At 73.7% G+C, this 26215-nt stretch carries 24 protein-coding genes and 1 pseudogene; 7 read left to right on the top strand and 18 right to left on the bottom strand.

The annotated features are described in order from the left end of the window. Positions 1-55 precede the first annotated feature (55 nt). Positions 56-625 carry a dTDP-4-dehydrorhamnose 3,5-epimerase family protein gene (locus ABT023_RS23055; RefSeq protein ID WP_350888466.1) on the top strand — a complete coding sequence of 190 codons (570 nt, stop codon included), beginning with the start codon at positions 56-58 and terminating at the stop codon, positions 623-625. A gap of 281 nt (positions 626-906) precedes the next feature. Here ABT023_RS23055 and ABT023_RS23050 read toward each other — a convergent pair whose 3' ends face one another. The 4 genes from ABT023_RS23050 to ABT023_RS23035 form a co-directional block, all read right to left on the bottom strand. After that, positions 907-1659 carry an FkbM family methyltransferase gene (locus ABT023_RS23050; protein ID WP_350888465.1) on the bottom strand — a complete coding sequence of 251 codons (753 nt, stop codon included), beginning with the start codon at positions 1657-1659 and terminating at the stop codon, positions 907-909. 215 nt (positions 1660-1874) lie between these two features. Continuing rightward, positions 1875-2327 carry a nuclear transport factor 2 family protein gene (locus tag ABT023_RS23045; protein WP_350888464.1) on the bottom strand — a complete coding sequence of 151 codons (453 nt, stop codon included), beginning with the start codon at positions 2325-2327 and terminating at the stop codon, positions 1875-1877. Between the two features lie 50 nt (positions 2328-2377). Continuing rightward, positions 2378-3163: a 3-oxoacyl-ACP reductase FabG gene (gene fabG / locus ABT023_RS23040; RefSeq protein WP_350888463.1), complete on the bottom strand. Its 786-nt coding sequence runs from the start codon at positions 3161-3163 to the stop codon at positions 2378-2380. A 121-nt stretch (positions 3164-3284) separates the two neighbouring features. Beyond that, on the bottom strand, positions 3285-4298 hold the full coding sequence (locus tag ABT023_RS23035; protein WP_350888462.1) for an NHL repeat-containing protein: 1014 nt from the start codon (positions 4296-4298) through the stop codon (positions 3285-3287). Between the two features lie 155 nt (positions 4299-4453). Between ABT023_RS23035 and ABT023_RS23030 the strand changes: the two genes are divergently transcribed. Then, on the top strand, positions 4454-5656 hold the full coding sequence (locus tag ABT023_RS23030; protein ID WP_350888461.1) for a class I SAM-dependent methyltransferase: 1203 nt from the start codon (positions 4454-4456) through the stop codon (positions 5654-5656). Between the two features lie 135 nt (positions 5657-5791). Here ABT023_RS23030 and ABT023_RS23025 read toward each other — a convergent pair whose 3' ends face one another. Next, positions 5792-7036, bottom strand: coding sequence for a nucleotide disphospho-sugar-binding domain-containing protein (locus tag ABT023_RS23025; RefSeq protein WP_350888460.1), 1245 nt, complete (start codon positions 7034-7036; stop codon positions 5792-5794). Between the two features lie 299 nt (positions 7037-7335). On the opposite strand from ABT023_RS23025, the gene ABT023_RS23020 reads away from it, so the two are divergent. Then, positions 7336-8337 (top strand): Gfo/Idh/MocA family protein, encoded by a 1002-nt coding sequence (locus ABT023_RS23020; protein ID WP_350888459.1) that lies wholly within the window; start codon positions 7336-7338, stop codon positions 8335-8337. Positions 8338-8353: 16 nt separating this feature from the next. Here ABT023_RS23020 and ABT023_RS23015 read toward each other — a convergent pair whose 3' ends face one another. Next, on the bottom strand, positions 8354-9481 hold the full coding sequence (locus tag ABT023_RS23015) for a nucleotide disphospho-sugar-binding domain-containing protein (RefSeq protein ID WP_350888458.1): 1128 nt from the start codon (positions 9479-9481) through the stop codon (positions 8354-8356). A gap of 435 nt (positions 9482-9916) precedes the next feature. On the opposite strand from ABT023_RS23015, the gene ABT023_RS23010 reads away from it, so the two are divergent. Then, a complete protein-coding gene (locus ABT023_RS23010; protein ID WP_350888457.1) occupies positions 9917-10528 on the top strand; it encodes a response regulator transcription factor in 612 nt (203 codons plus the stop codon). Here ABT023_RS23010 and ABT023_RS23005 read toward each other — a convergent pair. From ABT023_RS23005 to ABT023_RS22995, 3 genes and pseudogenes are all read right to left on the bottom strand, one after another. Further along, entirely contained in the window at positions 10467-11417 is a 951-nt protein-coding gene (locus ABT023_RS23005; RefSeq protein WP_350888456.1) for a sensor histidine kinase, read from the bottom strand. The two genes, ABT023_RS23010 and ABT023_RS23005, sit on opposite strands and share 62 nt — an antisense overlap. A gap of 850 nt (positions 11418-12267) precedes the next feature. Next, a pseudogene (rfbB, locus tag ABT023_RS23000) lies at positions 12268-13256 on the bottom strand (dTDP-glucose 4,6-dehydratase). Beyond that, on the bottom strand, positions 13253-14320 hold the full coding sequence (locus tag ABT023_RS22995) for a glucose-1-phosphate thymidylyltransferase (protein ID WP_350888455.1): 1068 nt from the start codon (positions 14318-14320) through the stop codon (positions 13253-13255). The pseudogene rfbB and the gene ABT023_RS22995 overlap by 4 nt, the downstream one beginning before the upstream one ends. A gap of 221 nt (positions 14321-14541) precedes the next feature. On the opposite strand from ABT023_RS22995, the gene ABT023_RS22990 reads away from it, so the two are divergent. Further along, positions 14542-15321 carry an AfsR/SARP family transcriptional regulator gene (locus ABT023_RS22990; protein WP_350888454.1) on the top strand — a complete coding sequence of 260 codons (780 nt, stop codon included), beginning with the start codon at positions 14542-14544 and terminating at the stop codon, positions 15319-15321. 185 nt (positions 15322-15506) lie between these two features. On the opposite strand, the gene ABT023_RS22985 is transcribed toward ABT023_RS22990, so the two are convergent. The 8 genes from ABT023_RS22985 to ABT023_RS22950 form a co-directional block, all read right to left on the bottom strand. Continuing rightward, positions 15507-17300 (bottom strand): polyketide synthase, encoded by a 1794-nt coding sequence (locus ABT023_RS22985; RefSeq protein ID WP_350888453.1) that lies wholly within the window; start codon positions 17298-17300, stop codon positions 15507-15509. Then, on the bottom strand, positions 17297-18112 hold the full coding sequence (locus ABT023_RS22980) for a polyketide synthase (protein ID WP_350888452.1): 816 nt from the start codon (positions 18110-18112) through the stop codon (positions 17297-17299). The genes ABT023_RS22985 and ABT023_RS22980 overlap by 4 nt, the downstream gene beginning before the upstream one ends. Continuing rightward, positions 18109-18855 carry an enoyl-CoA hydratase/isomerase family protein gene (locus ABT023_RS22975; RefSeq protein ID WP_350888451.1) on the bottom strand — a complete coding sequence of 249 codons (747 nt, stop codon included), beginning with the start codon at positions 18853-18855 and terminating at the stop codon, positions 18109-18111. Before ABT023_RS22975 ends, ABT023_RS22980 begins: the two co-directional genes overlap by 4 nt. Before the next feature lie 43 nt (positions 18856-18898). Then, positions 18899-20143, bottom strand: a complete 1245-nt coding sequence (locus tag ABT023_RS22970; RefSeq protein ID WP_350888450.1) for a hydroxymethylglutaryl-CoA synthase family protein — start codon at positions 20141-20143, stop codon at positions 18899-18901. Continuing rightward, the gene (locus ABT023_RS22965) at positions 20140-20394 is read right to left on the bottom strand and encodes an acyl carrier protein (protein WP_350888449.1); all 255 of its coding nucleotides are present in this window, start codon (positions 20392-20394) and stop codon (positions 20140-20142) included. The genes ABT023_RS22970 and ABT023_RS22965 overlap by 4 nt, the downstream gene beginning before the upstream one ends. Beyond that, on the bottom strand, positions 20391-21344 hold the full coding sequence (locus ABT023_RS22960) for an LnmK family bifunctional acyltransferase/decarboxylase (protein WP_350888448.1): 954 nt from the start codon (positions 21342-21344) through the stop codon (positions 20391-20393). The genes ABT023_RS22965 and ABT023_RS22960 overlap by 4 nt, the downstream gene beginning before the upstream one ends. Then, on the bottom strand, positions 21341-21613 hold the full coding sequence (locus ABT023_RS22955; RefSeq protein ID WP_350888447.1) for an acyl carrier protein: 273 nt from the start codon (positions 21611-21613) through the stop codon (positions 21341-21343). The genes ABT023_RS22960 and ABT023_RS22955 overlap by 4 nt, the downstream gene beginning before the upstream one ends. 234 nt (positions 21614-21847) lie before the next feature. Further along, entirely contained in the window at positions 21848-23227 is a 1380-nt protein-coding gene (locus ABT023_RS22950) for an NDP-hexose 2,3-dehydratase family protein (RefSeq protein WP_350888446.1), read from the bottom strand. Between the two features lie 309 nt (positions 23228-23536). Here ABT023_RS22950 and ABT023_RS22945 point away from each other — a divergent pair, with 309 nt between their 5' ends. After that, positions 23537-24274, top strand: coding sequence for an SDR family NAD(P)-dependent oxidoreductase (locus tag ABT023_RS22945; RefSeq protein ID WP_350888445.1), 738 nt, complete (start codon positions 23537-23539; stop codon positions 24272-24274). A 76-nt stretch (positions 24275-24350) separates the two neighbouring features. After that, entirely contained in the window at positions 24351-25133 is a 783-nt protein-coding gene (locus ABT023_RS22940) for an FkbM family methyltransferase (protein WP_350888444.1), read from the top strand. 54 nt (positions 25134-25187) lie between these two features. Here the strand turns inward: ABT023_RS22940 and ABT023_RS22935 are convergent, their stop codons facing one another. Beyond that, positions 25188-26132 carry an MBL fold metallo-hydrolase gene (locus ABT023_RS22935; RefSeq protein WP_350888443.1) on the bottom strand — a complete coding sequence of 315 codons (945 nt, stop codon included), beginning with the start codon at positions 26130-26132 and terminating at the stop codon, positions 25188-25190. Between the last annotated feature and the right edge of the window lie 83 nt (positions 26133-26215).

The raw sequence follows: 26215 nt of genomic DNA, 5'->3' as shown, positions 1-26215 counted from the left end.
CACCCGGCGCCCGCCCCACGAGACGGCAGGACAGGACGACAGGAGGGATCCGGCCATGCGGATCACGGCAACGACCATTCCCGGTGCGTACGTCATCGAGCCACACCGATTCCCGGACCACCGGGGCGCGTTCTTCGAGTCGATGCGGACGGACGTGCTCGAGCCGCACCTCGGCAAGCCTTTCGTGGCCCGGCAGATCAACTACTCGGTGTCCCGGCGCGGCACCCTGCGCGGCATCCACGGCTCGGCGCTGCCGCCGGGGCAGGCGAAGTTCGTCTCCTGTGTCCGGGGGGCGATGCGGGACATCATCGTGGACCTGAGGGTCGGCTCGCCGACGTTCGGACGGCACGTAGTGACCGAGCTCGACCCCGCCTCCGGCCGGGCGCTCTACATTCCCGAGGGGGTCGGACACGCGTTCCTCGCCCTCGCGGACGACACCTGCGCCTGCTACGCCGTGTCGACCGTCTTCGCCCCGCAGGCCGAGATCGAGGTCGACGCGCTGGACCCCGAGCTGGCGCTGCCGTGGGAGCTGTCCGGGCCCCCGGTGATGTCGGACAAGGACCGGGCCGCGCCCACCCTCGCCGCCATGCGCGACGCCGGACGGCTGCCCGCGTTCACCGCCTGACCGCCAGCCCGCCCCGTCGACGCCCAGCCCGGCCCCGCCGGGCTGGGCACGCGCGTGCCCGACGCAGCCCGGCCCAGCCCGACGCAGCCCGGCCCAGCCCGGCCCAGCCCGGCCCGGCGCAGCCCGGCCCGGCCCGGCCCAGGCTGGCCCAGCCCATCCCAGCGCAGGCCAGCCCGGCGCAGCCCGGCCGGGCCGACCTGGGCGGACGCCGGGGGCAACGGGGGCGCGGACGGGCCGACCCGGCCGCGCCCTCGCGGGGCGGCCGGGTCGGCGTGGGAGCGTCAGGCGCGGGTCGCCGTCACGTAGTGGAAGCGCAGCTCCTCCCACATGAACGGCACCGGCGTGTCGGTCGTCCGGAACCCGTGCCGGTGCAGCAGGTCCAGCGCGCCGGTCAGCTTGCCGTCGAAGTCGGTCACCTCCAGCAGCACGGTGCCGATCCGGGCCCAGTCGGCGGCGTCGATCCCGTTCAGGACGTCCAGTTCGGCACCCTCCACGTCCACCTTCAGCAGGTCGATCGCGGTCTCCCCGCCGTGGTGCTCGGCGAGCACCCGCGACAGCCGGTGCACGGGAACGGTTACCTCGGTGGCGGTGAACAGCTCCGCCGCCCGATCGTCCCCCAGCCGCTCGCCCATCAGGGACCGCTGGAGGTCCTTCTCCCGGGGGTGGAGGGTGGAGTTGCCCGGCATCTCCGGGTAGTAGGTCAGCCGGGCCTCCGCCTGGTCCTCCGCGCCGAGGCAGAAGGGGTGGATGGTCACCCCCTCGGCCCGGTGCAGCGCGAGGTTCTGTCGCAGCGCCTCGACGTTCTGCGGCGCGGGCTCGAAGGCGGCGATCCGGGCCGAGGGGTACCGCCGCTTCATGAAGAGCGAGAAGAGGCCGATGTTGGCACCCACGTCGACCACGAACGGCGCCTCGGGCAGCCCGGCGTGGTCGTAGTTGTTGTCCTGGAATATCTCCGCGTAGATGAAGCGGGCCTCGAACTCCCCGCTGACATAGCACGGGAAACCCTCGTCCAGCTCGATGAGTCGCAGACCCATGTCCCATCCAGTCCTCTCGTCGGCGGGCAGCCCCACCCGGCTCGCCTCGTACGGGCCGGGCGGGCTGCTCGAACATCCGTACAGGCCGCAGGAGCGGCCGGGACGATCGGACGATGTCCGCCGGCCGCTCCCTCGGCGGTCGTGCCGGGCCGCCGGGACCCGCGCCGCCGGCCGGGCCGGCCAGGGGCGCGGGCCGCCACCCGGCGTCGGTGTGCTCAGATCGCGTAGTCGGGCAGCACGGTCCGCTCCTGGACCCGCAGCTCACCGTCCCGGTCGACCAGCACGTCCCGGACGAGGCAGCTCGGCGCCGCCACGGGCACCGGCTCGTTGGGTCGGGTGAGCAGCACCAGCGCGTAGTACTCGGTCGACACGGTGCCGTCGGGGCCCGGGAAGACCTCCAGCATGTTGAACCAGTGCCGCCGCTGGCAGGGGTCCGCGGCGTAGCGGGCCTCCTGGTAGCGGCGCATCTCCTCGGCGATGGCCCGCCGCCCCTGAAGCGGCGGGGTGCCCGGCGCGTGGTCGAAGCGGCCGGCGTCGGTGAAGGTGGCGGCGAACTCCTCGGCCCGCATCCCGTCGAGCAGCCGGACCTGGCCCGCGTAGAACTGCTGGATCCGGACGTACAGGTCGGTGAACGAGGTGGGGGTCGTCGTCGGGGTCACGGTGGTCACGGGCTCTCCAGGGTGGATGACGGAACGGGCATCGGTCGGTGCCGCGACGGTCAGTAGTTGCCGAGTCCGCCGCAGACGTTGAGCGCCTGCGCGGTGACCGCCGCCGCGTCGTCGCCGACGAGGTACTCGACCATCGCCGCGACCTCGCGCGGCTCGACGTAACGACCCATCGGCACCTTCGCGGTGATCCGGTCGTACGCCTCCTGCCCGCTCACCCCCCAGACCCCGGCGAAGCCCTGCCGGACCTGCTCGGCCATCGGGGTCTCGACGAAACCGGGGCACACCGCGTTCACGGTGATCCCGGTCCGCGCCAGCTCCAGGCCCAGCGCCTTGGTCAGCCCCACCACGCCGTGCTTGGACGCGGAGTACGGCACCGCGAACGCGACGCCCTGCTTGCCGCCCGTGGAGGCGATGTTGACGATCCGGCCCCGCCCCGCGGCGAGCATTCCGCCGGCGGTCAGCACCTCCCGGGTCATCAGGAACAGGCCGGTGAGATTGGTATCGATCACCTGGCGCCACAGCTCGTCGTCGAGCTGGTCGAAGGGGCCACCGCCGCCGCGCCCGGCGTTGTTCACCAGGATGTCCACCGGGCCGTAGTGGTCCACCGCGGCCCGGACGAGGTCCCGGATCTGGTCGGGGCGGGTGACGTCGCAGACGCTGCCGGCGACGTCCAGGTCCTTGCCGCGCAGGGAGGTGACGGTGCTCTCCACCGTCTCCGGGTTCCGGCCACAGAGGTACACCCGCGTACCGGCCGCCGCCAGCCGGGTGGTGACCTCCAGTCCGATCCCGCTGGTGCCCCCGGTGACCAACGCCACCCGGGTGCCGGGCTGGGCCATGATGTGTCCTCCTCGGTCGCTGCTTCTCCTCGCCCGCCGGGCACCCCGGTGGGGATGACCCGGCGGTGTCCGCCGGTCGGGCGGGAGGCCACCGCCGCCGGCACGAGCGGCGGCGGTCGGGTCAACGGGTGTTCAGCGGCACGGCCACCGCGTTGTACCGGGTCTGCGGGACGGGCGGCTCGTCGAAGTTGCCGTTGGTCACGTAGAGACGGTCGGCGTACACCGCGGCGGCGCTGGGCATGTCGAAGCGCGGGTCGGTGATCAGGCCGACCTGCTCGCCGCACGTCCCGTCCGGGCTGAGCCGCAGCACCACCACATCGGTGAGCCGGGGCGCGTAGAGCGTCCGGCCGCGCAGAGCGATGCCGTTGGTGGTGGGCAGCGTCAGTCCGCCCAGGTCCACCCGGCGGGCGTACCCGGTGGCGGGGTCGACCCGGAACAGGCCGCCGTCGGGCGCGACGTTCACCACAAGCAGCGCCGACCGGTCCGGGGTCGGGCAGATCCCGCTCGCGCTGACCGCGCCACCGCCCGCCTGCACCCAGTCACCGCCCAGCGTCAGGGTGACCACCCGGTCGGGGCCGGGCAGTTCACCCCGGGGGCCGAGCGGGAGCCCGTACAGCAGCGGCTGGAAGCCGTCGGTGAACCAGACGGTGCCGGCGGCGGCCGTGGTGAACGCGACGGCGCTGTCGGCGACGCCCACGTCGTAGCTGCGCAGCAGGGTGCCGGCGACGGCGTCGTGCACCTTGATCACCCGGCCCCAGCCGCCGCCGACGAAGAGCCGGCCACGGGGGTCGGCGTGCAGGCCGAGCGCCATGTACCGGGGGTCGAACACGCCCGGGTTGGTCCCCGGGTAGATGACCGTCCCGGCCCCGGTCCGCAGGTCGGCGCGGTAGATCGCGCCGCCGAGCAGGGAGCCGAACCAGGCGTACGGCGCCGGGCCGACCGCGATGCCGTCGGGGTGGAAGCCGTCCGGCAGGTGCAGCAGGTCCGGCCAGGGGCCGCCGGCGGCGGGCACCACCTGGGCCGATGCCGGGACACCGGCCGCGCTCGCCGCGGCGGCGGGCCCGCCGAGCAGCACCGCGCCGCCGAGCGCGGCACCCAGTCCGAGGAGACTCCGACGCGTCACCGTGGCAGCCATGGGCATCCTTTCGTCCGGGCGAGTCCCGAACACGATGACCGCGCTGCCCCGCGCCCCGGTGGAATCTCGCTCAAGCGGCCCCGCGCCCGGCCGGCCGCCGCCGGTCGAGCCCGCCACGAGCGCGAGTCCAGCACCCCGCGTCACCGTCTGGTGGCGTGACCATCCAACGCGCACATCAGCAGATCCGTGAGGTGATCCTGGCCGCGGCCGGATCCGACGAGCAGATCCGGTCGGTGATCGGCGAGGTGGGCCCCGCCCGGGTGGCCGCCCAGCTCGCCGACGAACTCGTCGCCCGGGCCGACCTGCACGACGTCCCCGGGGTGGCGGCCACGCCGATCGTGGTGCGGCTGGCCCTGGAGCACGACGGCGCCACGGTCGAGCACCACATCCGCGTCGGCAAGCGCACCGAGCACTCGCCGGTCACGACGGAGGAGCCGCACGCCACCCTGGAGACGTCCCTGGCGCACCTGCTCCGGGCCGTGTTCGGCCCGTACCGGGGGGACGAGGGGCGGAGCCTGCGGATCCGCTGGCACGACATCGAGGCGCCGGAGCGGCTGGGTGCCGCCATGCACGTGTTCCAGGTGATGCGGCGGCTCGTCGGGGCCGTCGCCGGGGGCCCGGCCGACCTGGCCGAGCTGTCGCTGCGCAACGGCTCGGACAAGTGGGGCCTGCACTACTACACGCCCCACTACACCCGGCACTTCGGGCCGCTGCGGCACCAGCCGCTGGTCGTCCTGGAGCTGGGCATCGGCGGCTTCGGCAACCCCGCCTCCGGCGGCGGGTCGCTGCGGATGTGGAAGCGCTTCTTCCCGCGGGCGGTCTTCTACGGCGTCGACATCTTCGACAAGACGCCGATCCGGGAACAGCGCGTGCACACCGTCCAGGGCGACCTGTCGGACGAGGGCTTCCTGCGGTCGCTCGGCACGGACCTGGGTCCGTTCGACATCGTGATCGACGACGGCTCGCACCGGAACGCCGACGTGATCACCGCCTTCCGGGCGCTGTTCCCCCACGTGCGCGCCGGCGGCCTGTACGTCGTGGAGGACCTGCAGACCTCGTACTGGCCGGGCTACGGCGGCAGTTCGGAACGCCTCGACGACCGGACGACCAGCATGGGTTTCCTCAAGAGCCTGCTCGACGGGCTGCACCACGAGGAGCAGGAGCGGCCGGAGGACGCCACGACGACGGAGGTCGAGCGGACGCTCACCGGTGCGCACTTCTACCGCAGCCTCGCCATTCTGGAGAAGGGGGTGAACGCGGAGGGCCCCAGCCCGACGTGGATCCCCCGGGAGCTGCTCAGCTACGAGGCGATGACGTCGGTCGACTGGGGCGAGGGGCTCGCCGGCGAGCCGGAGTGACGGGAACACCCGTACCAGCGGGGCGGTGCCGGGGTCGGCACCGCCCCGGGGCGCGTGCGGCGCCGGCCGGACGCGGTACCGCCGGGGTCCCCGGGCCGAGGCGGCCCACGGAACCCCGGCGGCCGGGTGGGCGGGTCATCCCCGCCGGTCGAGGGCCTCGCGGACGAAGCGGTCGATGACGGCGGCCGGGCTCGGCTGCGCGGCCATCTCCGCGCTCACCTGGGCGGCGGCCCGGCGGAACGCGGGCTCGGTCAGCAGCCGTCGCACGAGCCCCTGTGCGGTGGGCACGTCGAGGTCGGCCGGCGACAGGGCGAGCCCGGCCTTGCGGTCGACCACCCGCCGCGCCACCAGTGGATTGTCCGCCCCCTCGGGCAGCAGCAGCTGGGGGACGCCGTAGTGCAGGGCGGCGGCGGTGGTGCCGGAGCCGCCGTGGTGCACCACCAGGGCGCAGCTGTCGAGGAACGTGGACAGCGGCAGGTAGCCGGCCCGGATCACGTTGTCGGGCAGCGCACCGAGCCGGGACAGGTCCGTCGAGTGGTCGGCGAGGATCACCTCCACGTCGAGTTCGCCGAGCGCCCGCATCAGCAGGGACAGCCGGCTGCCGTCCGACAGCAGCGGGGTCACCGTGCCCAGGGTCAGGCAGATCCTCGGCCGCTCCGGCCGCTTCCGGGCCCACTCGGGCAGCAGGCCACCGCCGTTGTAGGGGACGTACCGCATGGCCCACCACGGGACGCCGTCGCGGCTGTCCGGCTCGTCCCGCTCCAGCCCGCCCAGGCTCGGCGCGCGCGGGTCGATCCGGGCGACGAGGTCGGGCCCCCGGTCGCCGACGCCCAGTCGTTCCCGCAGCTCGCGCATGACCGGCGCCTGGTCCGGGATCACGCCGGTACGGTCGTTGTGCCCGCCGTCGGCCCGGAAGTCCTCGTCCCGCAGCGACCAGGAGACCCGGTTGCCGACCTCCAGGGCGGGCACCCCGAGTGCGGTGGCGGTCAGCATCCCGGCGACGTGGTCCGCCGGGTACACCACCAGGTCGGCGCCGAAGTGCCGGCCCGCGGCGACGGTGCCCTCGGTCATCGCGAGGGCGAACAGCTCGAACGGCTTCAACTGCCGGGCGAGACGCCAGTACCCGGGTGGCAGCCCCGCCGCCGCGGCCGGGTCGTCCGGGTCGGGCGCCTTCCCACCGGACGCGAGGATCAGGTCCGCCCCGACGTCACGCTGCGGGAAGACGTCCACGGTGGGCAGACCGCACTCCACGGCGGTGCCGGTGACGTACGCGGTGGTGGCGAACAGGACCTCGTGCCCGGCGGCCCGCGCGGCCCAGACCAGCGGCACGATCGGCAGCATCAGCCCGTATCCGGGGGCGGCGGGAAAAAGGACTCTCATGAATCGGATGCTGCCACAGGGCGCACTTCGGCAAGTCCCACCGAGGAACCAATAATTGCCAGCTCAAGTCGCCTGCGTGGGTAATTCGAGCCGGCCTTGAGAATGCGGCGAGCGGAATTGCAGCGACGCGGCGGCAACCTGCTCCGCAGCTCCTTTCCGGCCGGCCGACGGACGAGGCGGACGGTTCGAGCCGTAGTCCAGTGCCCTCCGGCAGAATCCGAGGCCCTGTCCCTTTCCACGCCGCCGAGGTGACCCATGCGCCCAGCGACCCACCCGACCGCCCCGCCCGGGGCGCACCCGTGACGGGCCGCCTCGCCGTCGGCGTCCTGGGCTGCGCCGACATCGCCCGCCGCCGGGTCCTGCCGGCGCTGGCCGCGCATCCGGACGTCGACCTGGTGGCGGTCGCCAGCCGCGACGCCGCGCGGGCCGCGCGGACGGCCGGGGAGTTCGGCTGCCGGCCGGTGACCGGGTACGCCGCGCTGCTGGCCGACGAGGCGGTGCAGGCGGTCTACGTCCCGCTGCCCGCGGCCCTGCACGCTGCCTGGGTGGAGGCGGCGCTGCGCGCCGGCAAGCACGTGCACGCCGAGAAGCCCCTCACCACCGACCCGGCCCGGACCCGCGAGTTGCTGCGCCTCGCCCGGGACCGCCGTCTCGCACTCACCGAGAACGTCATGTTCGTCCACCACGCCCGCCACGCCGTCGTTCGCGACCTGGTCGCGGCCGGGGCGATCGGCAAGCTTCGCTCCTTCCACGCGTCCTTCGCCATCCCCGAGCCGCCCGAGGGCGACATCCGGTGGAGCGCCGCGCTCGGCGGCGGCAGCCTGTGGGACGTCGGCCTCTACCCGGTACGGGCGGCCGTGCACCTGCTCGGCACGGACCTGGAGGTGTTGGGGGCGTCCCTGACCACCGGGCCGGGTCGGGAGGTGGACGGCGCCGGGGCGGTGCTCCTGCGCACCGCCGCCGGGGTCACCGCGCAGCTCACCTTCGGCATGCGGCACGCCTACCGCAACCGGTACGAGCTGTGGGGCAGCGCCGGTCACCTCACCGTCGACCGGGCCTTCACGCCGCCGGCCGACCTGGCAACCGAGATCAGGGTCGAGACGGCCGAGGGAACCCGCACGGTCACCGTCGACCCCGACGACCAGGTGGCCAACACCGTCACCGCCTTCGTCCGGGCGGTCCGCGAGGGCACCGCCCCGACGGCGGACTGCCTGGCCCAGGCGGACCTGCTGGCCGAGCTGCACCGGGCCGCGTCGAACGGTCCCGCCCGACGGCCAGGAACCGGCGACCGGGACCGCTGAGCGCATCCGCCCGAGTTCAGCCGACCCTCAGGTCGGTGACGACCGGGAGGATCTCGGCCGGGCCGGGCAGGGCGGCGATCTCCGCCGCCAGTCCCCCGGACCGCCGCCGGTAGGCGGGATCGGTCAGCACCTCGCGGCAGACGGCGACGACCCGGGGGGCGTCCTCGCCGAGGGGCAGCATGACCGCCGCGCCGGACGCGTGGAGCCGCCGCGAGTGCGGGATCAGCTTGGGCATGTTGGGCACCAGCACCTGGGGCACACCCGCCCACATCGCGGTGAGGGCGGTCTGCCCGCCGCCGGAGTGCACCAGCAGGTCGCAGGTGGGCAGCACGGTGTCCAGCGGCAGCCAGCCGGCGCGCAGACCGGGCCGCCCGGCGGTCAGCGACGCGGCCACCTGGTCGGGCGCCGCCACGACGAGCTCCACGTCCGCGGCGGCGAGCTCGTCGACGAGACCACCCAGGGCGGCGACCTCCTGCTCCCCCGCCCGGCTGCCCGCGGTGAGGCACACCCGGGGCCGCTCCGGCCGGGTGTACATCCAGGGCTCCAGACGACGCTGCCCACCGGCCGGCACGTACCGCATCAGCCGGCCGTCCGGCGCGTCCGGGGCGAGCACGCTGGGCGGGCAGAGGTGGATCCACAGTTCCGGCTCGGGAAGGTCCGCGAGGCCCAGACCGGCCAGTTCGGCAGTCAGCTCGTCGGCCGCGCCGTGGTCCATCTCGGCCGGCTCGCCCATGTCCCACGCGTGTCGCACGTACGGGACGCCGAGGCGGCGGGCGAGCAGCCCGGCGGCGAAGGCGAGGGTGCCACCGACGACGACGTCCGGCCGCCACTGGCGGGCCAGCTCGGTCAGGGCCGGCATGCTGGCGGCGGCCAGCCGGCCGAAGCCGTGGCCGCCGAAGCGCAGCCGCTCGCCCGCGTCGTCGGGCAGGGCGAGCGGGGCGCCGTCACGGCTGGCGAACATGAAGTCGCGCATGGTGCCGTCGGTGACCGGGACGGCCGGCAGGCCGACGCCGGCGGCGACCGGGACCATGTCCGCCGTGGCCGCCACGATCACCGCATGGCCGGCGTTACGGGCCGCGGTCGCCAGCGGGGCGAGCGCGAACACGGTCGCCGGGCTCCCACCGGCGAGGTAGAGCATCTTCATCCGAACCGTCCTTCGGCTCCGGCGGGTGGTCGGCGGCGGGATCGCCGGCCGGGCCGCCGGGGGCCCACCCGGCGGCCATCCGGTCCAGCCTCGACGGGACGACTGGAGCCCGCGTGCAGCGGCGGTGGAGCAGCCACCCCGGCCCGTACGGGCCGGACCCGGCCTCCCCGGCGCACGGACAGGGCCCCAGGACGGCGCCGGCCCGGCCGTGACAGCGAAGCCGACCAGGGCGATCGGGGGTCCTCCCCACCGTTCGAGCAGGTCGGGCGACGGTGACCGGACGAACCGGCCGCCCGAGGGGACCGGACATGACTACGCCATCCCACCGACACTTTCCCCGCCGCGTGCTTCGGGTGACGGATCGCCGCCCCCTGTCCTGTACGGCACACGTCAATCCGACTGGTTCAAGGTGTCGTCCACCGGCACCCTAGGGTGGTGGCGATTCGACTCTTGTTGGCTGAGGACATGCACATGATCCGCGGCGCGCTCGTGGCCCTGTTGGAGCTGGAGGGTGACCTCGAAGTCGTCGCACAGCTCGACCGGGGGGACCACATCGTGGAGACCGCCGTCCGGCTGGAGCCGGACGTGGCGCTCATCGACGTCAACCTTCCGGGCGTCAACGGGTTGACCGCCGCCGCCGAGCTCCGCACCGTGGTGCCCAGCTGCGCCGTCCTGATGCTCACCGCGCTGCACTCGCCCGCCGTGATCCGTCGGGCGATGGAGGCGCAGGTCAGCGGGTTCCTGCTCAAGGACGATCTGCCTGCGGACCTGGTCCGCGCCATCCGGCTGGCCGCCGCCGGGCAACGGGTGATCAACCCCGATCTCGCGGCAGCCGCCTGGATGGGCGAGCCCGTCTCGCTGACCCGGCGCGAGCTGGACGTCCTCCAGCTCGCCGCAAACGGCGCGGGCCCCAGCCAGATCGCCGAGGAGCTGCACCTGTCCGCCGGCACCGTCCGCAACTATCTGACGGTCATCGTGCACAAGCTCAATGCGCGTAATCGGCTGGATGCTGTTCGGATCGCGCGGGACGCGGGGTGGCTGCGCTAGGCAGTGGGCAGTTGACGATGATGTGGAACCAACCGTCGCCGGAGAGCGTGACCAGCGTCCCGCCCAGGCCGGACAGGCGCAGCTGCAGGCTCGGCAGGCCGCTCCCCCCGGAGCCGAGGGGGGCGTTCGGGTCCACCCCGTCGTTGGACACCGACATTCGCACCCACCCGCTGGTGCGGCGCAGGCGGATGCAGCAGCGCCGGGCGTGGCTGTGACGTTGCAGGTTCGTGACGGCCTCGCGGAGGACGAGCGACAGCTCCCGCTCGATCCGGTCGTCGCCGAGCACCCCGGAGATCCGCGCCGTCACCCGCACGCCGAGCGAGGTGAGGAGCTCGCGGACGAAGGTGATGTCGTCCACGAGCGACAACCGCTGGTCCCCCCGGGCCATCCGGCGTACGTCGTCGATCGTGTGGCGGGCGATGACGAGCACCTCGCCGAGCTCCCGCCGCACCCGTTCGTCGTCCCGGCCCACGTACTGGGAGGCGAGCTCCGTCTTGAGGGTGATCGTGGAGAGCCCGAGGCCCAACAGATCGTGCAGCTCCCGGCCGATCTCCCGGCCGTCGGTCCGCCCGATCGCGAGTTCCCGGCGCGACGACTCCACCTGAGCGGACGGGTCGGTCGCCATCCCACCGGGGGCGGCACCCGCGGCCCGCCGGCCGGCGTACCCGCGCAGCGCGCCGAGCCCTCGGTACAGCAGCACCCCGGCGACGGTCCCCTCGAACAGCAGCGCGGGTGCCCGCACCACGGGTACGCCCACGGCGACGACCGCCGCCATCGCGAGGAGCGACGATAACCCGAGAAAGCCGAGCCGCCGGCGTACCTTCCCACCCCAGCCGGGCCGATTTTCCTCCTCCTCGTCGTCGAGCCCGTCGCCCCAACAGTCCCTCATGACTCCCCCGATCCAGGTCATTCAGACCCGTAGATCTTACTCGCCACCGGTATCCGGACCGACTCGCTGAGTGAGGACAGTGGTTCCGGTCCGGTCCTGCCCGGGTGCCCGCCGGGGCGGCCCCGCATTGAGCGACAGCTCAGGCGACAGTGCGCGCTGGGGCTGCCTCCGATCGCTGCTCCGGTCAACCCCTAACCCGTCCTCGACGCTCGGGGGCGGCGAGACGGCGGCCGCCGGTCCGTGTGTGCGCTTCCAGCCGACGATCGAGGGTCGGTCCGGAGCGGTGAATGTCCGACGCCCGACGACCACACGAACCTGCCAAGGCCCGCCAGCCGGACGCGGCACCGCTCACGCCGAGGGCCCCGCCGGGGCCGTCGACGTGAGCGGGACGCGCGTCGCGCCGTCAGCGCGGCCGGTGAGCGTCACGGGGCAGGGGACGGACCACGACGTTCCCGCTCGCACCGGGCCGGCGCCTCGCACGAACGCGCCACCGGGTCCACGCTGAGCCGGGGCGATCATGTCGGGTCAGAATCTGGTGGAACAACGACGCGGGCCCCCCATGCCATCTCACACCGTCGGCACGAGTCTCATGTGGTCAACTCGAGTCCCGGTCGAACCGGACCGGAGTCAGCCGTCCGACCCGGGCGGACACGCGGGTCGGACGGCGGGTCGCACGCGGTACTGACACCGGTGCCCGGGACCGGCGGGGCCGACCCCGGGCACGGGCGCCGGGCGGGAGGGTTGTCACGGGGGCGGGCCGGCACGGGCACCGGGCGGGAGGGTTGTCGGGGGCAGGCCGGCACGCCCCGACGCTCCGCCGGGGCAGCCGGGGCAGCCGGGGCCGCCGCGGTCAGCCGTGGTGCCGCCGCAGCGGTTCCCACCAGGCGCGGTGCTCCCGGTACCAGCCGACCGTCTCCGCCAGCGCGCTGTCGAGGTCCCGCTCGGGCCGGTACCCCAGCTCGCGGCTGATCTTCTCGCAGTTGACCGAGTAGCGGCGGTCGTGCGCCTTCCGGTCCGGCACCGCTGGACCATCGTCCGGTCGGCCCCGCAGGCGGCGAGCAGGCGGTCGGTCAGCTCGACGTTGCTCAGCTCCACTCCGCCGCCGATGTTGTAGATCTCCCCCGGCCGGCCCCCGTTCCGGACCAGTTCCACCGCCCGGACGTGGTCGTCGACGTGCAACCAGTCCCGGCGGTTGAGGCCGTCGCCGTACAGCGGCACCTTCCGGCCGTCCAGCAGATTGGTCACGAAGAGCGGGATGACCTTCTCGGGGTACTGGTAGGGGCCGTAGTTGTTGGAGCAGCGGGTGACCCGCACGTCCAGGCCGTGCGTGCGGTGGTACGCCAGGGCCAACAGGTCACTGGACGCCTTGGCCGCCGCGTACGGCGAGTTCGGGTTGACCGGGTCCGTCTCCGGCCAGGAGCCCTCGGCGATCGACCCGTACACCTCGTCGGTGGAGATGTGTACGAAGACGAGGGACTCGTCGACCCGCCGCGCCGCCGCCCGGAGCAGGGTGTGCGTGCCGACGACGTTCGTGCGTACGAAGTCGTCGGAGTCCTCAATGGACCGGTCGACATGCGACTCGGCCGCGAAGTGCACGATCTGGTCGTGCTCGGCGACGAGCTTGTCGACGAGCTGACCGTCGCAGATGTCACCGCGGACGAAGGAGAAGCGGCGGTCGTCGGCGACCGGGGCGAGGTTCGCGAGGTTGCCCGCGTAGGTGAGCTTGTCGAGGACGGTGACGTCGACGTCGGCCGCCCCGCCCGGGCCCAGCAGCGCCCGCACGTACCGCGAGCCGATGAAGCCGGCGCCGCCGGTGACCAGGATCCGGGTGGCCGTCATGACGAGATGTGGACGGTGCTGTGGTCACCGAGCACGAACCGGTGAGCGGCGGGCGTCCGGGGCGCCGGGGCGACGGCCACGTTGCGGCCGATCAGCGAGCCCTCGATGGGCCGCACCCCGTCGATGAGGGAGTTCTCCAGCACGATCGAGAAGGAGATCTCACTGTCCTCGATGCGACAGTTGTCGGCGATCGAGGTGAACGGTCCGATGTACGACTCGGTCACGACCGAGCCTGCGCCGATCACGACCGGCCCGACGATGCGGGAGCGGCGGATCTCCGCGCCCGCCTCGACCCGGACCCGGCCGATGATCTCGCTGGCCCGGTCGACCTTGCCCTCCATGCCCGGCTCCAGCGTGTCCAGCACGGAGCGGTTGACCTCCAACATGTCCAGCACGTTCCCGGTGTCTTTCCAGTAGCCCGAGATGGTGGTGGAGCGCACGTCGCAGCCGCGGTCGATGAGCCACTGGATCGCGTCGGTGATCTCCAGTTCGCCGCGCCGGGAGGGCCGGATGGCGCGGACGGCCTCCTGCATCCGCGAGGTGAACAGGTACACCCCGACGAGCGCGAGGTCGCTCTTCGGCCGGGCCGGCTTCTCCTCCAGCCCGACGACCCGCCCGGAGCCGTCCAGTTCGGCCACCCCGAAGGCGGTGGGGTCGTCGACCCTGGTGAGCAGGATCTGCGCGTCCGGGCGCTGGGCCCGGAACTCCTCGACGATCCCGCTGATCCCGCCGACGACGAAGTTGTCGCCCAGGTACATCACGACGTCGTCGTCACCGAGGTAGTCGCCGGCGACGAGCAGCGCGTGCGCCAGGCCGAGCGGGGCCGACTGGGTGATGTACGTGACGCGCAGTCCGAACCGGGAGCCGTCGCCGACCGCCTCCCGGATCTCCCGTCCGGTGTCGCCGACGATGACGCCCACGTCGGTCACACCGGCCTCGGCGATCGCCTCCAGGCCGTAGAAGAGCACCGGCTTGTTCGCCACCGGCACCAACTGCTTGGGCGAGGTGTGGGTGATCGGGCGCAACCGGCTGCCCGATCCTCCGGCCAGTACGAGTGCTTTCATGCCCGGAACGGTAGGGCCGGCACCTCGAGCCCGGCTCGCAGCGCGCACGGCGCAGCAGCCGATCCTGACCCGCCACCAACCGCCGTGGCAACCCGTGGATTTTTCACCCCAAGGAGGTGACTGCGTCACTTTGCCGCCGCCCACTGCGGTGCCAGTATGTGGCGGGCTGGTAACCGATAGTGATCCAGTCGTCGGTCGCATGCGGAGAGAAGGGGCAGTAGATGCACATCGGAATACTGGGTTCCCTGACCCTGACCCAGAACGGGACCTCGATCGTCCCTAGTGCAGGAAAGCCTCGACAGGTACTCGCGCTGCTCGCTCTCCGTAACGGTCACACCGTCTCGGTGCCGACGCTCATGGAAGAGATCTGGGGCGATGCCATACCCCGTAGCGCCACGACGACCCTACAGACGTACATCCTCCAGATCCGCCGCCAGCTCAGCCGCGCCCTGCCGGCGGGACAGAGCGCGAAGGAGGTGCTCAGCACCAGCTTCGGGGGGTACCGCCTGGAGGGTTCGCCGCGCTCGTTCGACCTGCGGGAGTTCGAGCGTCTCGCCGAGGTGGGTGACGCGGCGTTGGAGGCGGGTGACGCGGCGGCGGGCGCCGAGTCCCTCGGCCGCGCGCTCTCGCTCTGGCGCGGACGTGCGCTTCAGGACGTCCCGGTCGGCCGGGTGCTGGCCACCGAGCTGCTCGGCCTGCAGGAGGCCCGGATGCGGGTGGTGGAGCAGCAGATCGTGGCCGAGCTGCGGCTCGGCCGGCACGCCACCCTCATCCCCTGGCTGCGCAAGCTGGCCGCGAAGAACCCGTTGCAGGAGAACCTGCACGCCCAGCTCATGCTGGCCCTCTACCGGTCGGGGCACGCGTGGCGGGCGCTGGAGACCTTCCAGCAGCTCCGCCGGACGCTGGTCGCCGAGCTGGGAGTGGAGCCGTCCCGGCGGATCCAGGGGCTGCACCGGGCGATTCTCGCCAATGACCCCGCGCTGGACCTGGAATCGGTTTGATTCCGGACCGGACTGAGCCCGCACCGGACTGTGGTCACCCGGCCCGCCCGCAGCGGGCGGGCCGGGTGACCACAGGTGGCCGGCCGTCGGCCCGCGACTCGCCCGCCGCCCGGGGCCCCGGCAACCAGCCCCGCGCGACCGGGCCCGGGGCCGAGACCGGGCGGGGAGCGGACACCGGGGCGGGGTCACCCGCCGGCGGGCCCCGGGACGTCCCGGTCGAACCAGTGCGAGCGCCGGTCGAGGTACGACCCGGGCAGGGCCGCCCGCTCCGGCGGGCCCCGCGTTCCCCAGAGCTCCCGCCAGTCCACCGGGTCGCCCCGCAGCCATGCCACTGCGGCCAGCGCCGAGGCCCGGTCGACATCGGCCGGCACCGCCCGGTCCGCGACGGCCAGCACCCGTGGGTGGGGCTGGCCCGCCGCCAGCGCACCGAGCGCGTCGCGCAGTTCGTCGAGGTCCCGGGCGAGGAGCACCCGCCGGGTCGACTGGGCCCGTCGCCCGCTCTGCTGGGTCCAGGCCACCGCCGCCAGGGTGGCCCCCGGCGGCGCGCTCAGCGCCCGCGCCAGCCGTTCGGCGGTGGCGCGGACCGCCGCCTCGTGCGGCCCGGAGAGCGGCACCGGGTACGCCGACCCGGACCCCGACGTCGGCGACTGCGTCGGCTTCGGCGCCTGCTCGACCACCACCTGCGACAGCGCGCCGCCCAGGCCGAAGGAGTTGACGGCCGCCCGGCGCGGTCCGTCCCCCGCCGGCCACGGCACGTCCTCGACCGCGATCGCGACCGGCCCGTCCGGTGGGGGCGTCAACCGGGGGTCCGGCGCGTCGAGGCCGGCCACCCGGGGGATGACGCCGTGCTGCACGACGAGGACCGTCTTGACCAGCCCGATGAGTCCGGCGGCGGCCTCCAGGTGCCCGATGTTGGCCTTGACCGATCCCACCCAGGTCCTGCCGCCCGGCCTGGCCGGGTCCGGGGACCCCTCCCCTTCCGGGTCCCTCGCCCGGGCCAGGGCGACGAGTTCGACGCCGTCGCCGCCCGGGGTTCCGGTGCCGTGGGCCTCCAGGTACCCCAGGTCGCCGACCCGGCAACCAGCCGCCGCCACGGTCCGACGGGTGAGCCGTTCCTGGGAGTCGGCGTCGGTGCCGGTGAGCCCGCCCCCGCGCCCGTTGTGCGCGGTGCCCACGGCGCGGATGACGCCGTGCACCGGATCACCGTCGTCCAGCGCCGCGCGCAGCGGCTTGATCAGCAGGCACGCCCCGCCCTCGCCCCGTACGTAGCCGTCGCGCTCCGGGTGGTACGGCACCGACCGGCCGGACGGGGAGAGCGCGCCGCCGCGGTAGGCGTTGTTCGCGTAGAAGCCGGCGCTGATGACGCTCGTCGCGCCCACCAGCGCCATCGGGTAGTCGCCGCACTGCACGCCCCGCACCGCCAGGCCGAGGGCGGTCAGGCCGGACGAGCAGGCGGAGTCGACCACCATGCTGGGCCCGGTCCACCCGAACTGGTACGAGACCCGGTTGGCGAGGAACGACAGCAGGGTGCCGGGCAGCGCGGCCCCGTCGGCCCGCCCCACCGCGGCCATCCGCTCCCGGTAGTCGGACATGAAGCCGCCGACCAGGACGCCGACCGGCAGGCCCGAGAGGTCGTCCGGGTTCCGGCCGGCGTTCTCCACGGCGTGCCAGGCCAGCTCCAGCAGCAGCCGGTGCTGGGGGTCCATCCAGGCCGCCATCCGGGGGGCGATGCCGAAGAACCGGGCGTCGAACTCGTCGATCCGGTCCAGCAGCGAGGCGCGGGGCGTCCCCACCCCCGGGTCGAGCCCGTGCCAGCGGCCGGCGGGCACCTCCGCGAACCGGCGCTGCGCCCCGCTGACCAGCCGCCAGAAGTCGTCGAGCGTCTCCACCCCGCTGGCCCGGCAGGACATCCCGATGATCGCCACCGCCGACGGGTCGTCCGTGGCCGCCCGGACCGCCCGCGGGTCGACGGGGCTCACGACCCGCTCCCGGGCCGCACCGGATCAGCCTGCGTCGGCCGGTCCCGCAGCCGCTCGCCGTGCAGCATCCGGATCCGCCAGGCCGCCTCGCCGGTGCCCACCGTGGCCTCGTGCGCCGGCGTCTCCCGGTGCAGGGCGGCCTCGGCCGCGTGCCGGACCGGCTCGGCGAGCTGCGCCTTTACCTCCTCCAGGCAGGCGCGCGGGGCGGCGGCGATGCGCAGCGCGGTGGCGCGGGCCTCGGCGGCGACCCGGTCGTGGGCCACCACCCGCACCCCGGCGCCCCGGTCGGCCAACTCCTGGCCCCGGTAGCTGCGGCTGGTGTACAGCATCTCCGTGCCCAGCGGCCGGCCCAGCACGGTCGGCAGCAGCCAGGTTGCCCCGCCGGTGGGGGTGAAGCCGAAGGTGAGGAAGTTGGCGGCGTACCGGGAGCTGGCGCTGAGCACGGCCACGTCGCAGTACAGGGCCAGCAGGAAGCCGCCGCCGAGCGCGTGGCCCTGGGCCGCGGCGACCACCGGCAGCGGGCAGTCCAGCACCGCGCGGAGGAACCGCCACACCTCCACGACCCGCTGTTGGTGGCCGCCGAGCATCCGGTCGGCGGACCCCCCGGCGCAGAACACGTCCGGCAGGCCCTCCAGCACCACCGCCCGTACCTCCGGGTGCGCCGCGGCGCGGCCCAGCGCGGCGCGCAGGCCGTCGCCCAGCGGCCCGGAGATCCGGTTCCGGCCGGTGACGTCCTGGAGGCGGACGACCGCCACCGGCGGCTCCACCTCCAGCAGGACCGGATCCCGCCCGGATAGATCAACATTCGTCATGGTATCAACCCCTGTTCCCGGAAAGCGGCCACCCGCCGGTGCACGCCCGGGTCGGCCAGCAGCTCCTCCAGCACCGCCCAGGCGTCCTCGCGCCGCAGGGCCGACCCGGTGCCGCCGCCGTGCGCGTACCGCTTGAGGGCGCGCACGGCCCGTCGGTCCGCGCGGCGCAGGCCCACCACGAAGCGCCGCAGCTCCTCCGCCGGGTCCTCGGTGGACCGGTCGGCCAGCCCGAGCCGCTCCGCGTCGCGCCCGGTCAGCTCGGTCGCCGACAGGGCCAGCGAGGCCGCCCGGTGCGGGCCGACCCGGCGGGCCACCAGCGGCAGCACGAGGGCCGGCACGAGGCCCAGCAACACCTCGGTCATCCTGAACCGGCTGCCGGGACCCGCGATGACGTGGTCGCACGCGGCGGCCAGCCCCACCCCGCCGCCGAGCGTCGCCCCGTCGACCACCGCGACGGTGACCAGCGGCGACGCCCGAAGGCGGTCGAACAGGTCGGCCAGGGCGGTGATCCTCGGCCGCCAGTCGATCCGGTCGAGGTCGCCCAGCGACATCCCGGCACAGAAGGTGTCCCCGACGGCGTCCAGCACGAACACGCCGGCGCCCGCCGTCCGCTCGGCCCGCCGCAGCCCGGCGGTCAGCCCGGCCACCAGCTCGTCGTCGAGCCGGTTGCGGGTGACGCCCGCGCGCATCGTCATCCGCACCACCGGTGGGCGGGAAACGTCGAGGTCCAGCGGGGCGCTCACCGCGCCCCTCCCCGCCGACGGCCACCCTGCCGGCCGTCGGCCCTCACCGCCACCCGTACCGCCGGCGGTAGTTCGCCACGGACTCGAGCACCAGCATCGGCCCGGCCGCGCGGAACGGCTCCAGGTACTCCTCGTGCCCGGCGAGGTCGACCGTGTGGTCGGCCTTCGGGACGAGGCACTGGCGCGACGCGGGGAGCAGCCCCTCGTACTCCTTGAAGGTCAGCTCCCGGCGCAGGGCCAGCCGGCCGGCGATGTCCAGTCGGCCCGACCACCCGGCCGCGCCCGGCACCAGCCGGCCGCTGAAGAACTCGGAGGCACAGCCGGAGCCGTACGAGTACAGCGCCACCCGGGCGTCGCCGGTGGACGCCGGCGCGTTGTCGATCAGGCTCGCGAGACCGAGCCAGACCGAGCCGGAGCAGAGGTTGCCCACCTGCTGGGTGTAGCGCAGCGACGGCGCGACCCGGCGGACGAAGTCCGCCTCGATCTCGGCCGGCGGCCGGGGCGCGAACTCCCGCATCAGCTTGCGGTGCCCCGCCCGGACCATGCCCGCGAACGGCGTGTGCATGACGATGTGGTCGAAGGACTCGACCAGCCGCGTCCCGGGCACCCGCCGCAGGTACGCGCGGTAGCTGTCGGACAGGCACTCCAGGTACGTCAGCAGCGACCGGTCGGCGTGGTACAGGTCGAAGTCCGGCCGGGGTCGCGCCGTGTCCATCGTCTCGAAGCTGTTGATCCCGTACGCGCCGACGTCCAACGCGAGCAGCCGGGGACGGTCGCTCACCAGCACCGCCACGGCGCCGTGGCCGGTGGTCGGCTCGGCGTACCCGGCGTGCTCGTCCATCGGGTTGACGTCGGTGGCGATGACCAGCGCCTTGGCGCCCGGGCTGATCCCCGAGGCCAGGTGGCCCACGGCCAGCTGCACCGCACCCGTCGCGCCGTAGCACGCCTGCTTCACCTCCAGGACGCGGCAGGTGCGCGGCAGGCCCAGGAACTCGTGCACGTAGGAGGCGACGGACTTGCTGTAGTCCAGGCCGGACTCGGTCGAGGTGACCAGCAGTTCGATCCGCCCGCGTTCGTCGTCGCTCAGGGCCGCCACCAGGGGCAGGGCCGCGTTGACCGCGTTGGTCACCGGGTCCTCCCACGGCAGCTGCACCGAGCGCTGCTCCATCTGGAGGTTGGCGAAGCGGTCGGTGTTCAGGCCGCGCTCGGTGAACATGGCACGGGTGGAGATCCGGGCCACCCCCGCGTAGGCGTTCAGCCCCTCGACCCCCACCGTCGGTGTGCTCACCGGCGACCCGCCTCGTCGAAGAACGCGACCAGGGCACCGATGTCCGGCACGTCCGCGAACCGTGACACCGGCTCGGTCGAGCCGAAGCGGTGCTGGAGCTCAACGATGATCTCCACCCGTTCCACGGAGTCCGCGCCCAGGTCAAGCAGGTTCTTGTCGTCGGTGATCTCCTCCGGGGGCACGCCCGGCAGGATCTCGGCGATGACGTCGAGCACCACCCGCCGGACCTCGGCCCGGGCCGGGGCGGTCACGCCTCCTCCACGGTCTGCTTGATCGCGGCGACGGCGAGCAGCCGGCCGGTGCCCCGGTCCCGCACGGCGATGTCCGCGATCTCCACGCCCTGGTCGGTGGCGTCGCGCCACAGCCGCACGGAGATGCTGAACACGGAGTCGAGGTCGGCGTTGCCGAAGTAGCCGAGCTGGTGGTCGATCACCCGGCGCCGCAGGAACTGGCGCTTGCTGCGGCCGATCTTCAGCCACAACCCCAGCAGGGCGGTGTCGATGATGGAGAAGTAGGACGCGAAGTAGACCAGGCCCACCCCGTTGAGGTCGCGCACCGGATCGAGCGGCTGGTCGCTGTGCGCCGAGGCCACCGGCAGGAAGCCGGGCACCCCGTCGGGGTAGAAGGTGCCCTTCTCCCGGGCCCGGCCCGCCGCCGAGCGGGGCGAGTAGGCGCTCGGCAGCCGGGGCAGGTGCTCGTGCTGAAAGCCCACCGGCGACGCCTCGACCAGCTTCTGGTTGCTGTTCGCCCGGCTGCGCGAGACCCACCGGTTGAGGTTCTCCACGTACATGCAGTCCGGCCGGGGGCGTTCGTAGAACTCCTCCGGTTCCAGCAGCCGGTCACCGCCCAGGCTGCCGACCCGGGAGAGGCGGTGCAGGGTCAGCACCGACTGGCTGCCGAAGTCCAGCACCCGTGAGGTCACCTCCAGCTCGTCGCCGAAGGTGAGGCCGTACGGGTGCAGGGTCGGGCTGCCCTTGACGTGGAAGTAGTAGAAGGACAGGTAGGTGGGCTGTCCCTCGGAGTTCTGAGCCAGGTAGACGTTCGTCCGGCAGGCGGCGTTGACCGCCTCCCAGGTCCAGTCGCCGAGCTGGGCGAAGACGAGCGAGCTGCCGCCGCACATGCTCGGCGTCACCGTCACCTCCCGGGTCAGGCAGCTCTCGTCGAGCAGCACCGGCTCCCGGGCCAGCGGAGCCGCGGTCATCGCCCGGCCGCCTGACCCTGGGCCACCTGGTCGTGGACGTGCCGGGTGAGCTGGTTGACGGTGGGGTGCTCGTAGAGCGTGTCCAGGGACTCCTGCAGGCCGTACCGGCTGTTGACCAACGTGACGAGTTCGACCCCGAGGACGGAGTCCAGCCCCAGCTCGGTCAGCGTGGCGTCGTCGTCGATCTCCGCGAGCTCGCAGTAGAGGATCCCGGCCAGGTGGGCCCGCAGCTCCGTGCGGATGGAATCGGCGCTTGCGTGGACGGTCACTTGCTGTCTCCTTGGTTCTTCTGGTCGCGCACCGAGGGTTTGTCGCGAGGTGCCCGGGCGGCGCCCGTCCGGGCGGGCGCCGCCCGGTCCGGTGTCGACCGCGTCCACCGACGGGTCGCGGCCCGAGGCTCCGGCGCCCGTGCCGGACGTCCGGCGGGAAGCGCCGGATGCCCGGAAAGCTACGGTCGGCCTCTCGTGATCAGCTCGAGCTGATCTGGAGACCTGGCCGGTGGGTCAGCTCACGGGAGTCAGCCGGTCGGCCTCGCTGTGGAAGAAGGTGAGGAACGTCAGCAGGCTCCGGGCCTCGACATTGAGGTGACTGCCGAATCGGACGAAGTCGACGAGCTGCGCCACCGTCAGCCAGGCGAAGTCGGGCGGAACGTCGAGCGGGAAGTCGTCGCCGACCTCCACCACGAGGTACCGGTTCTGGGCGTGGTAAAACCGGCCGCCCTCCTCGGAGTGGACGGCCGCGAAACGGATCCGCTCCGGCGGTGCGCCCAGGACCTCGTCCAGGAATCGGGGTCGCCGGTCCGCCGGGAAAGGGGGGCGGTAGTTGCCGGGCTGGCACTGCACGGTCGGCGCCATCTCGATCCGGTCGAGCGCCCCGGTCTCGATCCGGGCCTGCACCAGCAGGTGCAGCACCCCCTCCACCCGCCGGGCGAGGAACGCGACGACGCCCTGTCCGCACGGCGCGAACATCGGCTGCGACCAGCCGCCGACCTCCCGGTTGCTGGCCCGCACGTCCACCCCGAGGACGGTGAAGTGGCGGCCGTCGACGTGCCCGATCACCCCGTCGGAGTGCGCCCAGCCGAGCACCTCACGGAGCGGGACGAGCCGGCGGGTGAGAGTGCACCGGCCCTTCGCCTCGGTGAACCAGCTCAGCAGCTCGGCGGTGTCGTGCAGGGCCGGGCTGTCCGGCCGGACGGAGCGGGCCAGCGCGTCGTCGAAGCTGTCGGCGGGGGCCGACGGGGCGGCCGGACGCAGCATCGCCGCCCCCGACAACACGGTGCGGCTGTCCATGTTGACCAGATTGTCGAGCCGGAGCAGCGCGGCGAGCTGGTCGACGCTCAGCCAGCAGAAGTCCTCGCGCACCGGCACGTCCTCGTCGGTCCAGACGATCATGTTCCGGTTGCGTTTGGCGAGGAACCACGACGCCTGTTCGGACTGGAGCGCGTCGGAGAGGATCCGCCCGCCCCGGGGCGCGACGAAGTGCTCCAGGTACGGCACCGGCTTGCCGCCGTGCACCCCGGTGTAGTTGCTCCAGGTCGCCTGCACGGTGGGCGAGAGCTGCACCAGGTTGACGTTGCCGGGCTCCATCTTGGCCTGGAGCAGGCAGTGCGGGACGCCGTCGAACTCCTTGACCAGCATGCCCAGGATGCCGTGCTCGGGTTGCACGATGATGGGTTGTCGCCAGGAGTCGACCTCCCGCCCCGAGTCGCGTACGTCCAGCCCCTGCACGGAGAAGAACCGTCCGCTGCGGTGCGCGAGGTTACCCGTGGCCTCCTCGAACGACCAGCCGTCGAGCCGATCGAGCGGCACCCGCTCGACCCGGTAGTCGTTGGCGCGTCGCCGTTCGGTGAACCAGTCGTGGAACTCCGACAGGGTGGAGAACATGGCAGCCCTTCCGTCGTCGGCCCGTTCGCCGCCGCGCACCGTCGCGCCGGCTCCCGGACTGCCTCGCGCCCGGACACCGCGTCCGCGGTGGCGGTCGGCCGGAAGTCGTGGGCCGCCGGGCCTGCTCGGCCACTTTCGTCCGGCCGTCTCGAGCGGTGGTGGACGCGGCGTCGAGCGGCCCGCCCGTGCCGACTTCGACCGGCGCGCGACCCTGGATCGAGACCGCCCCCGGACAGTGGACCGGATGACCGGGCGCCAGCGGGCCCCGGGCCGGCCCGCAGCGGGCCGGGGGACGCGGAGGGGAGACTCATGAGCACCAGTCGGGTGGCACTCGTGACCGGATCGTCGTCGGGGATCGGGGAGGCCGTGGCGCGGCGCCTGGCGGCGGAGGGTTTCCGGGTGGTGGTCAACTCGGCCCGGTCCGTCGAGGCCGGCGAGAAGGTGGCCGCCTCACTGCCGGACGGCCACTACGTCCAGGCCGACATCGCGCGGGAGGAGGACTGTCTGCGGCTGGTCGACGACGCGGTGGCACACTTCGGCCGTCTCGACGTCCTGGTGAACAACGCCGGGATCACCCGCCCGATCCCGCACGCCGACCTGGCGGCGGCGACCGGCGCGGTCTGGCGGGAGATCCTCGACGTCAACGTCGTCGGGACCTGGCAGACGACGGTCGCCGCGATGCCCGCCCTGCGGGCCGGCGGGGCGGGCGCGGTGGTCAACGTCTCCTCCCTGGCCGGCAGCCGCCCGGCGGGCAGCTCCATCCCGTACGCCGTCAGCAAGGCGGCGATCGAGCACCTGACCCGCCTGCTCGCCGCCACTGTCGGCCCGCAGGTGCGGGTGAACGCGGTGGCCCCGGGCCTCGTGGAGACCCCATGGACCCGGGGCAAGGACTTCTTCGCGCCGATCGCCGAGCAGGTGAGCAACCTGGCCCCGTTGCGCCGGGTCGGCCAGCCGGAGGACGTGGCGGATGCGGTGTGGGCGCTGGTCAACTCGACGTACACCACCGGGCAGGTGCTGCTGGTCGACGGCGGCTCGCACCTGCGCTGACCACGGCCCTCCCGCGCCCCGCGCCCGACCGCTGCGAGAGACCCGCGCCCACCGGCCGGGAGGAAGGGGTACCGCCATGCCCGAGGAGATCCGGACCGGCGGGTCCGCGGAGGAGATTCGGCTCGTCGAGCTGGACGATGGCCTGTCGTGCTGGGCGACCAGCGAGGCCGAGGCCCGGTTCATCCACCGGGAGATATTCCAGGACGACACGTACCGCCGCATCGAGCTGCCCGAGGCGCCGGTGGTGGTCGACGTCGGGGCGAACATCGGGCTGTTCACCCTCTTCGTCAAGCGCCTGCGCCCGGCGGCCCGGGTGATCGCCGTCGAGCCCGCGCCCGGGAACCTGCGGGTGCTGCGGCGCAACGTGGAGCTGCACGGGCTCGACGGCGTGACGATCCACCCGGTCGGCCTGGGCGCCCGACCCGAGGACGCGGTGCCGATGGCATTCTACCCTCGGCTGCCCGGCAACTCGACGTTGCACCCGGACAAGCACGACCTGCAACGGGCCCTCATGTCCCGGCAGCTCGGCGCGGAACAGGCCGCCCGGCTGTTCGAGGCCCGGGAGATCCCCGTGCCGGTCGACCGGCTGTCGGGCCTGCTACGCACCGCCCATCCCGACGTCACCACGATCGACCTGGTGAAGATCGACGTGGAGGGCGCCGAGTCGGCGGTCCTCGCGGGGGTCGACGCCGAGGACCGGCCGCGCATCCGGGCCCTGCTGGTCGAGGTGGGCGGCCCGGGCGGCGACCGCCAGGACGTGGAGCGGACGCTGCGCGGGTGGGGCCTGCGGGTGACCCGGCACCGGGCCCCGTTCATGTGGGACGAGCTGGAGCTGTACAACGTGCTGGCGCAGCGCTGAGCCGACGGAACGGTGGCGGGGCCGGGATCCGGCCCCGCCACCGCCGTGCCGGGTTCAGGCGCAGCAGCTCAGCGGCTCGCCCTTGTAGGTGACCATCTCCTGGAAGATGACGCCCATCTCCCGGGCCATCGCGACGATGTCCAGCTCCTCGCCGAGGGCGGTGCTGCGCTCCTCGGCGAACGCCCGGTGCAGGTTCGGCACCAGCCGCTCCGGCTCCTTCAGCTCCGCGAACGGGCCCAGGTCCGCGGCCCGCGCCACCTCCAGCGGGGTCGACCCGGCCGCCACCCCCTCCCGGGCCAGGTCCCGCACCCAGCGCAGGTAGCGCTCGGCCACGTCGAGGATCTCCGGCCCGCCCACCGGGCCGTGCCCGGTCACCAGCGTGGTCGCGCCGAAGCGGCGCAGCTCGTCGACGGCGCGCAGCGAGCCGGCGATCGAGCCGAGCGGGCAGAACGGGGTGACCCCGGACATGACGATGTCGCCGGTGAACAACACCCCCCGCTCGGGGACCCACACCACCGTGTCGTTGGTGGTGTGGGCGGGCCCGACCGGGACCAGCTCGACGGCCAGCCCACCCACGTGCACCGTGACGGGGTCGCGGTACGTCACCTGCGGCAGGGCCACCCGGACGTCGCCCCAGACCACGCCCGGCCACAGCTCGGTGAGGTGCAGGCCGGCCCGGTCCATCTCGTTGCGGGCGTGCGCGTGGGCGAAGATCGTCGCCTCGGGGAAGAGGTGGTTGCCGAACGTGTGGTCACCGTGGGAGTGGGTGTTCACCAGCACCGCCGGCGCCGGTCGCCCGTCCGCGGTGACGTGCTCGCGGAGCAACCGGGTCCGCGCCTCGGTGGCGGCCGTGTCCACGAGCGCGGCCACGCCGTCGGACACGACCAGTCCGGCGTTGCTGACGCACCAGCCGCCGTCGGGCTGCAGATAGGCGAAGACGCCGTCGGCGACCTCGGTCAGGCTCGGCTCGGGCAGGATCTTCTCCGCTGAAATCGTCACCAGCACCTCTCAGGGGGATCGGTCGGGCACCGCGTCCACTGCGCGCGGTGGCGGCTTCTCGGGCCGCGTCGCCGCCCGGCGGC

It is taken from the genome of Micromonospora sp. NPDC002296, from assembly GCF_040296145.1.
Lineage (GTDB): Bacteria > Actinomycetota > Actinomycetes > Mycobacteriales > Micromonosporaceae > Micromonospora.
The sequence above is the reverse complement of the archived record's forward strand: the minus strand, read 5'-3'. Positions and strand labels throughout refer to the sequence as shown.

Excerpts from the sequence above, each read along its gene's own strand:
- ABT023_RS22960 (WP_350888448.1), bottom strand. The coding sequence starts at position 21,344 with ATGACCGCGGCTCCGCTGGCCCGGGAGCCGGTGCTGCTCGACGAGAGC.
- ABT023_RS22940 (WP_350888444.1), top strand. The coding sequence starts at position 24,351 with ATGCCCGAGGAGATCCGGACCGGCGGGTCCGCGGAGGAGATTCGGCTC.
- ABT023_RS22980 (WP_350888452.1), bottom strand. The coding sequence starts at position 18,112 with ATGACGAATGTTGATCTATCCGGGCGGGATCCGGTCCTGCTGGAGGTG.
- ABT023_RS22950 (WP_350888446.1), bottom strand. The coding sequence starts at position 23,227 with ATGTTCTCCACCCTGTCGGAGTTCCACGACTGGTTCACCGAACGGCGA.
- ABT023_RS23005 (WP_350888456.1), bottom strand. The coding sequence starts at position 11,417 with ATGAGGGACTGTTGGGGCGACGGGCTCGACGACGAGGAGGAGGAAAAT.
- fabG (WP_350888463.1), bottom strand. The coding sequence starts at position 3,163 with ATGGCCCAGCCCGGCACCCGGGTGGCGTTGGTCACCGGGGGCACCAGC.
- ABT023_RS23050 (WP_350888465.1), bottom strand. The coding sequence starts at position 1,659 with ATGGGTCTGCGACTCATCGAGCTGGACGAGGGTTTCCCGTGCTATGTC.
- ABT023_RS23025 (WP_350888460.1), bottom strand. The coding sequence starts at position 7,036 with ATGAGAGTCCTTTTTCCCGCCGCCCCCGGATACGGGCTGATGCTGCCG.
- ABT023_RS23035 (WP_350888462.1), bottom strand. The coding sequence starts at position 4,298 with ATGGCTGCCACGGTGACGCGTCGGAGTCTCCTCGGACTGGGTGCCGCG.
- ABT023_RS23055 (WP_350888466.1), top strand. The coding sequence starts at position 56 with ATGCGGATCACGGCAACGACCATTCCCGGTGCGTACGTCATCGAGCCA.
- ABT023_RS23015 (WP_350888458.1), bottom strand. The coding sequence starts at position 9,481 with ATGAAGATGCTCTACCTCGCCGGTGGGAGCCCGGCGACCGTGTTCGCG.
- ABT023_RS22990 (WP_350888454.1), top strand. The coding sequence starts at position 14,542 with ATGCACATCGGAATACTGGGTTCCCTGACCCTGACCCAGAACGGGACC.
- ABT023_RS22945 (WP_350888445.1), top strand. The coding sequence starts at position 23,537 with ATGAGCACCAGTCGGGTGGCACTCGTGACCGGATCGTCGTCGGGGATC.
- ABT023_RS22995 (WP_350888455.1), bottom strand. The coding sequence starts at position 14,320 with ATGAAAGCACTCGTACTGGCCGGAGGATCGGGCAGCCGGTTGCGCCCG.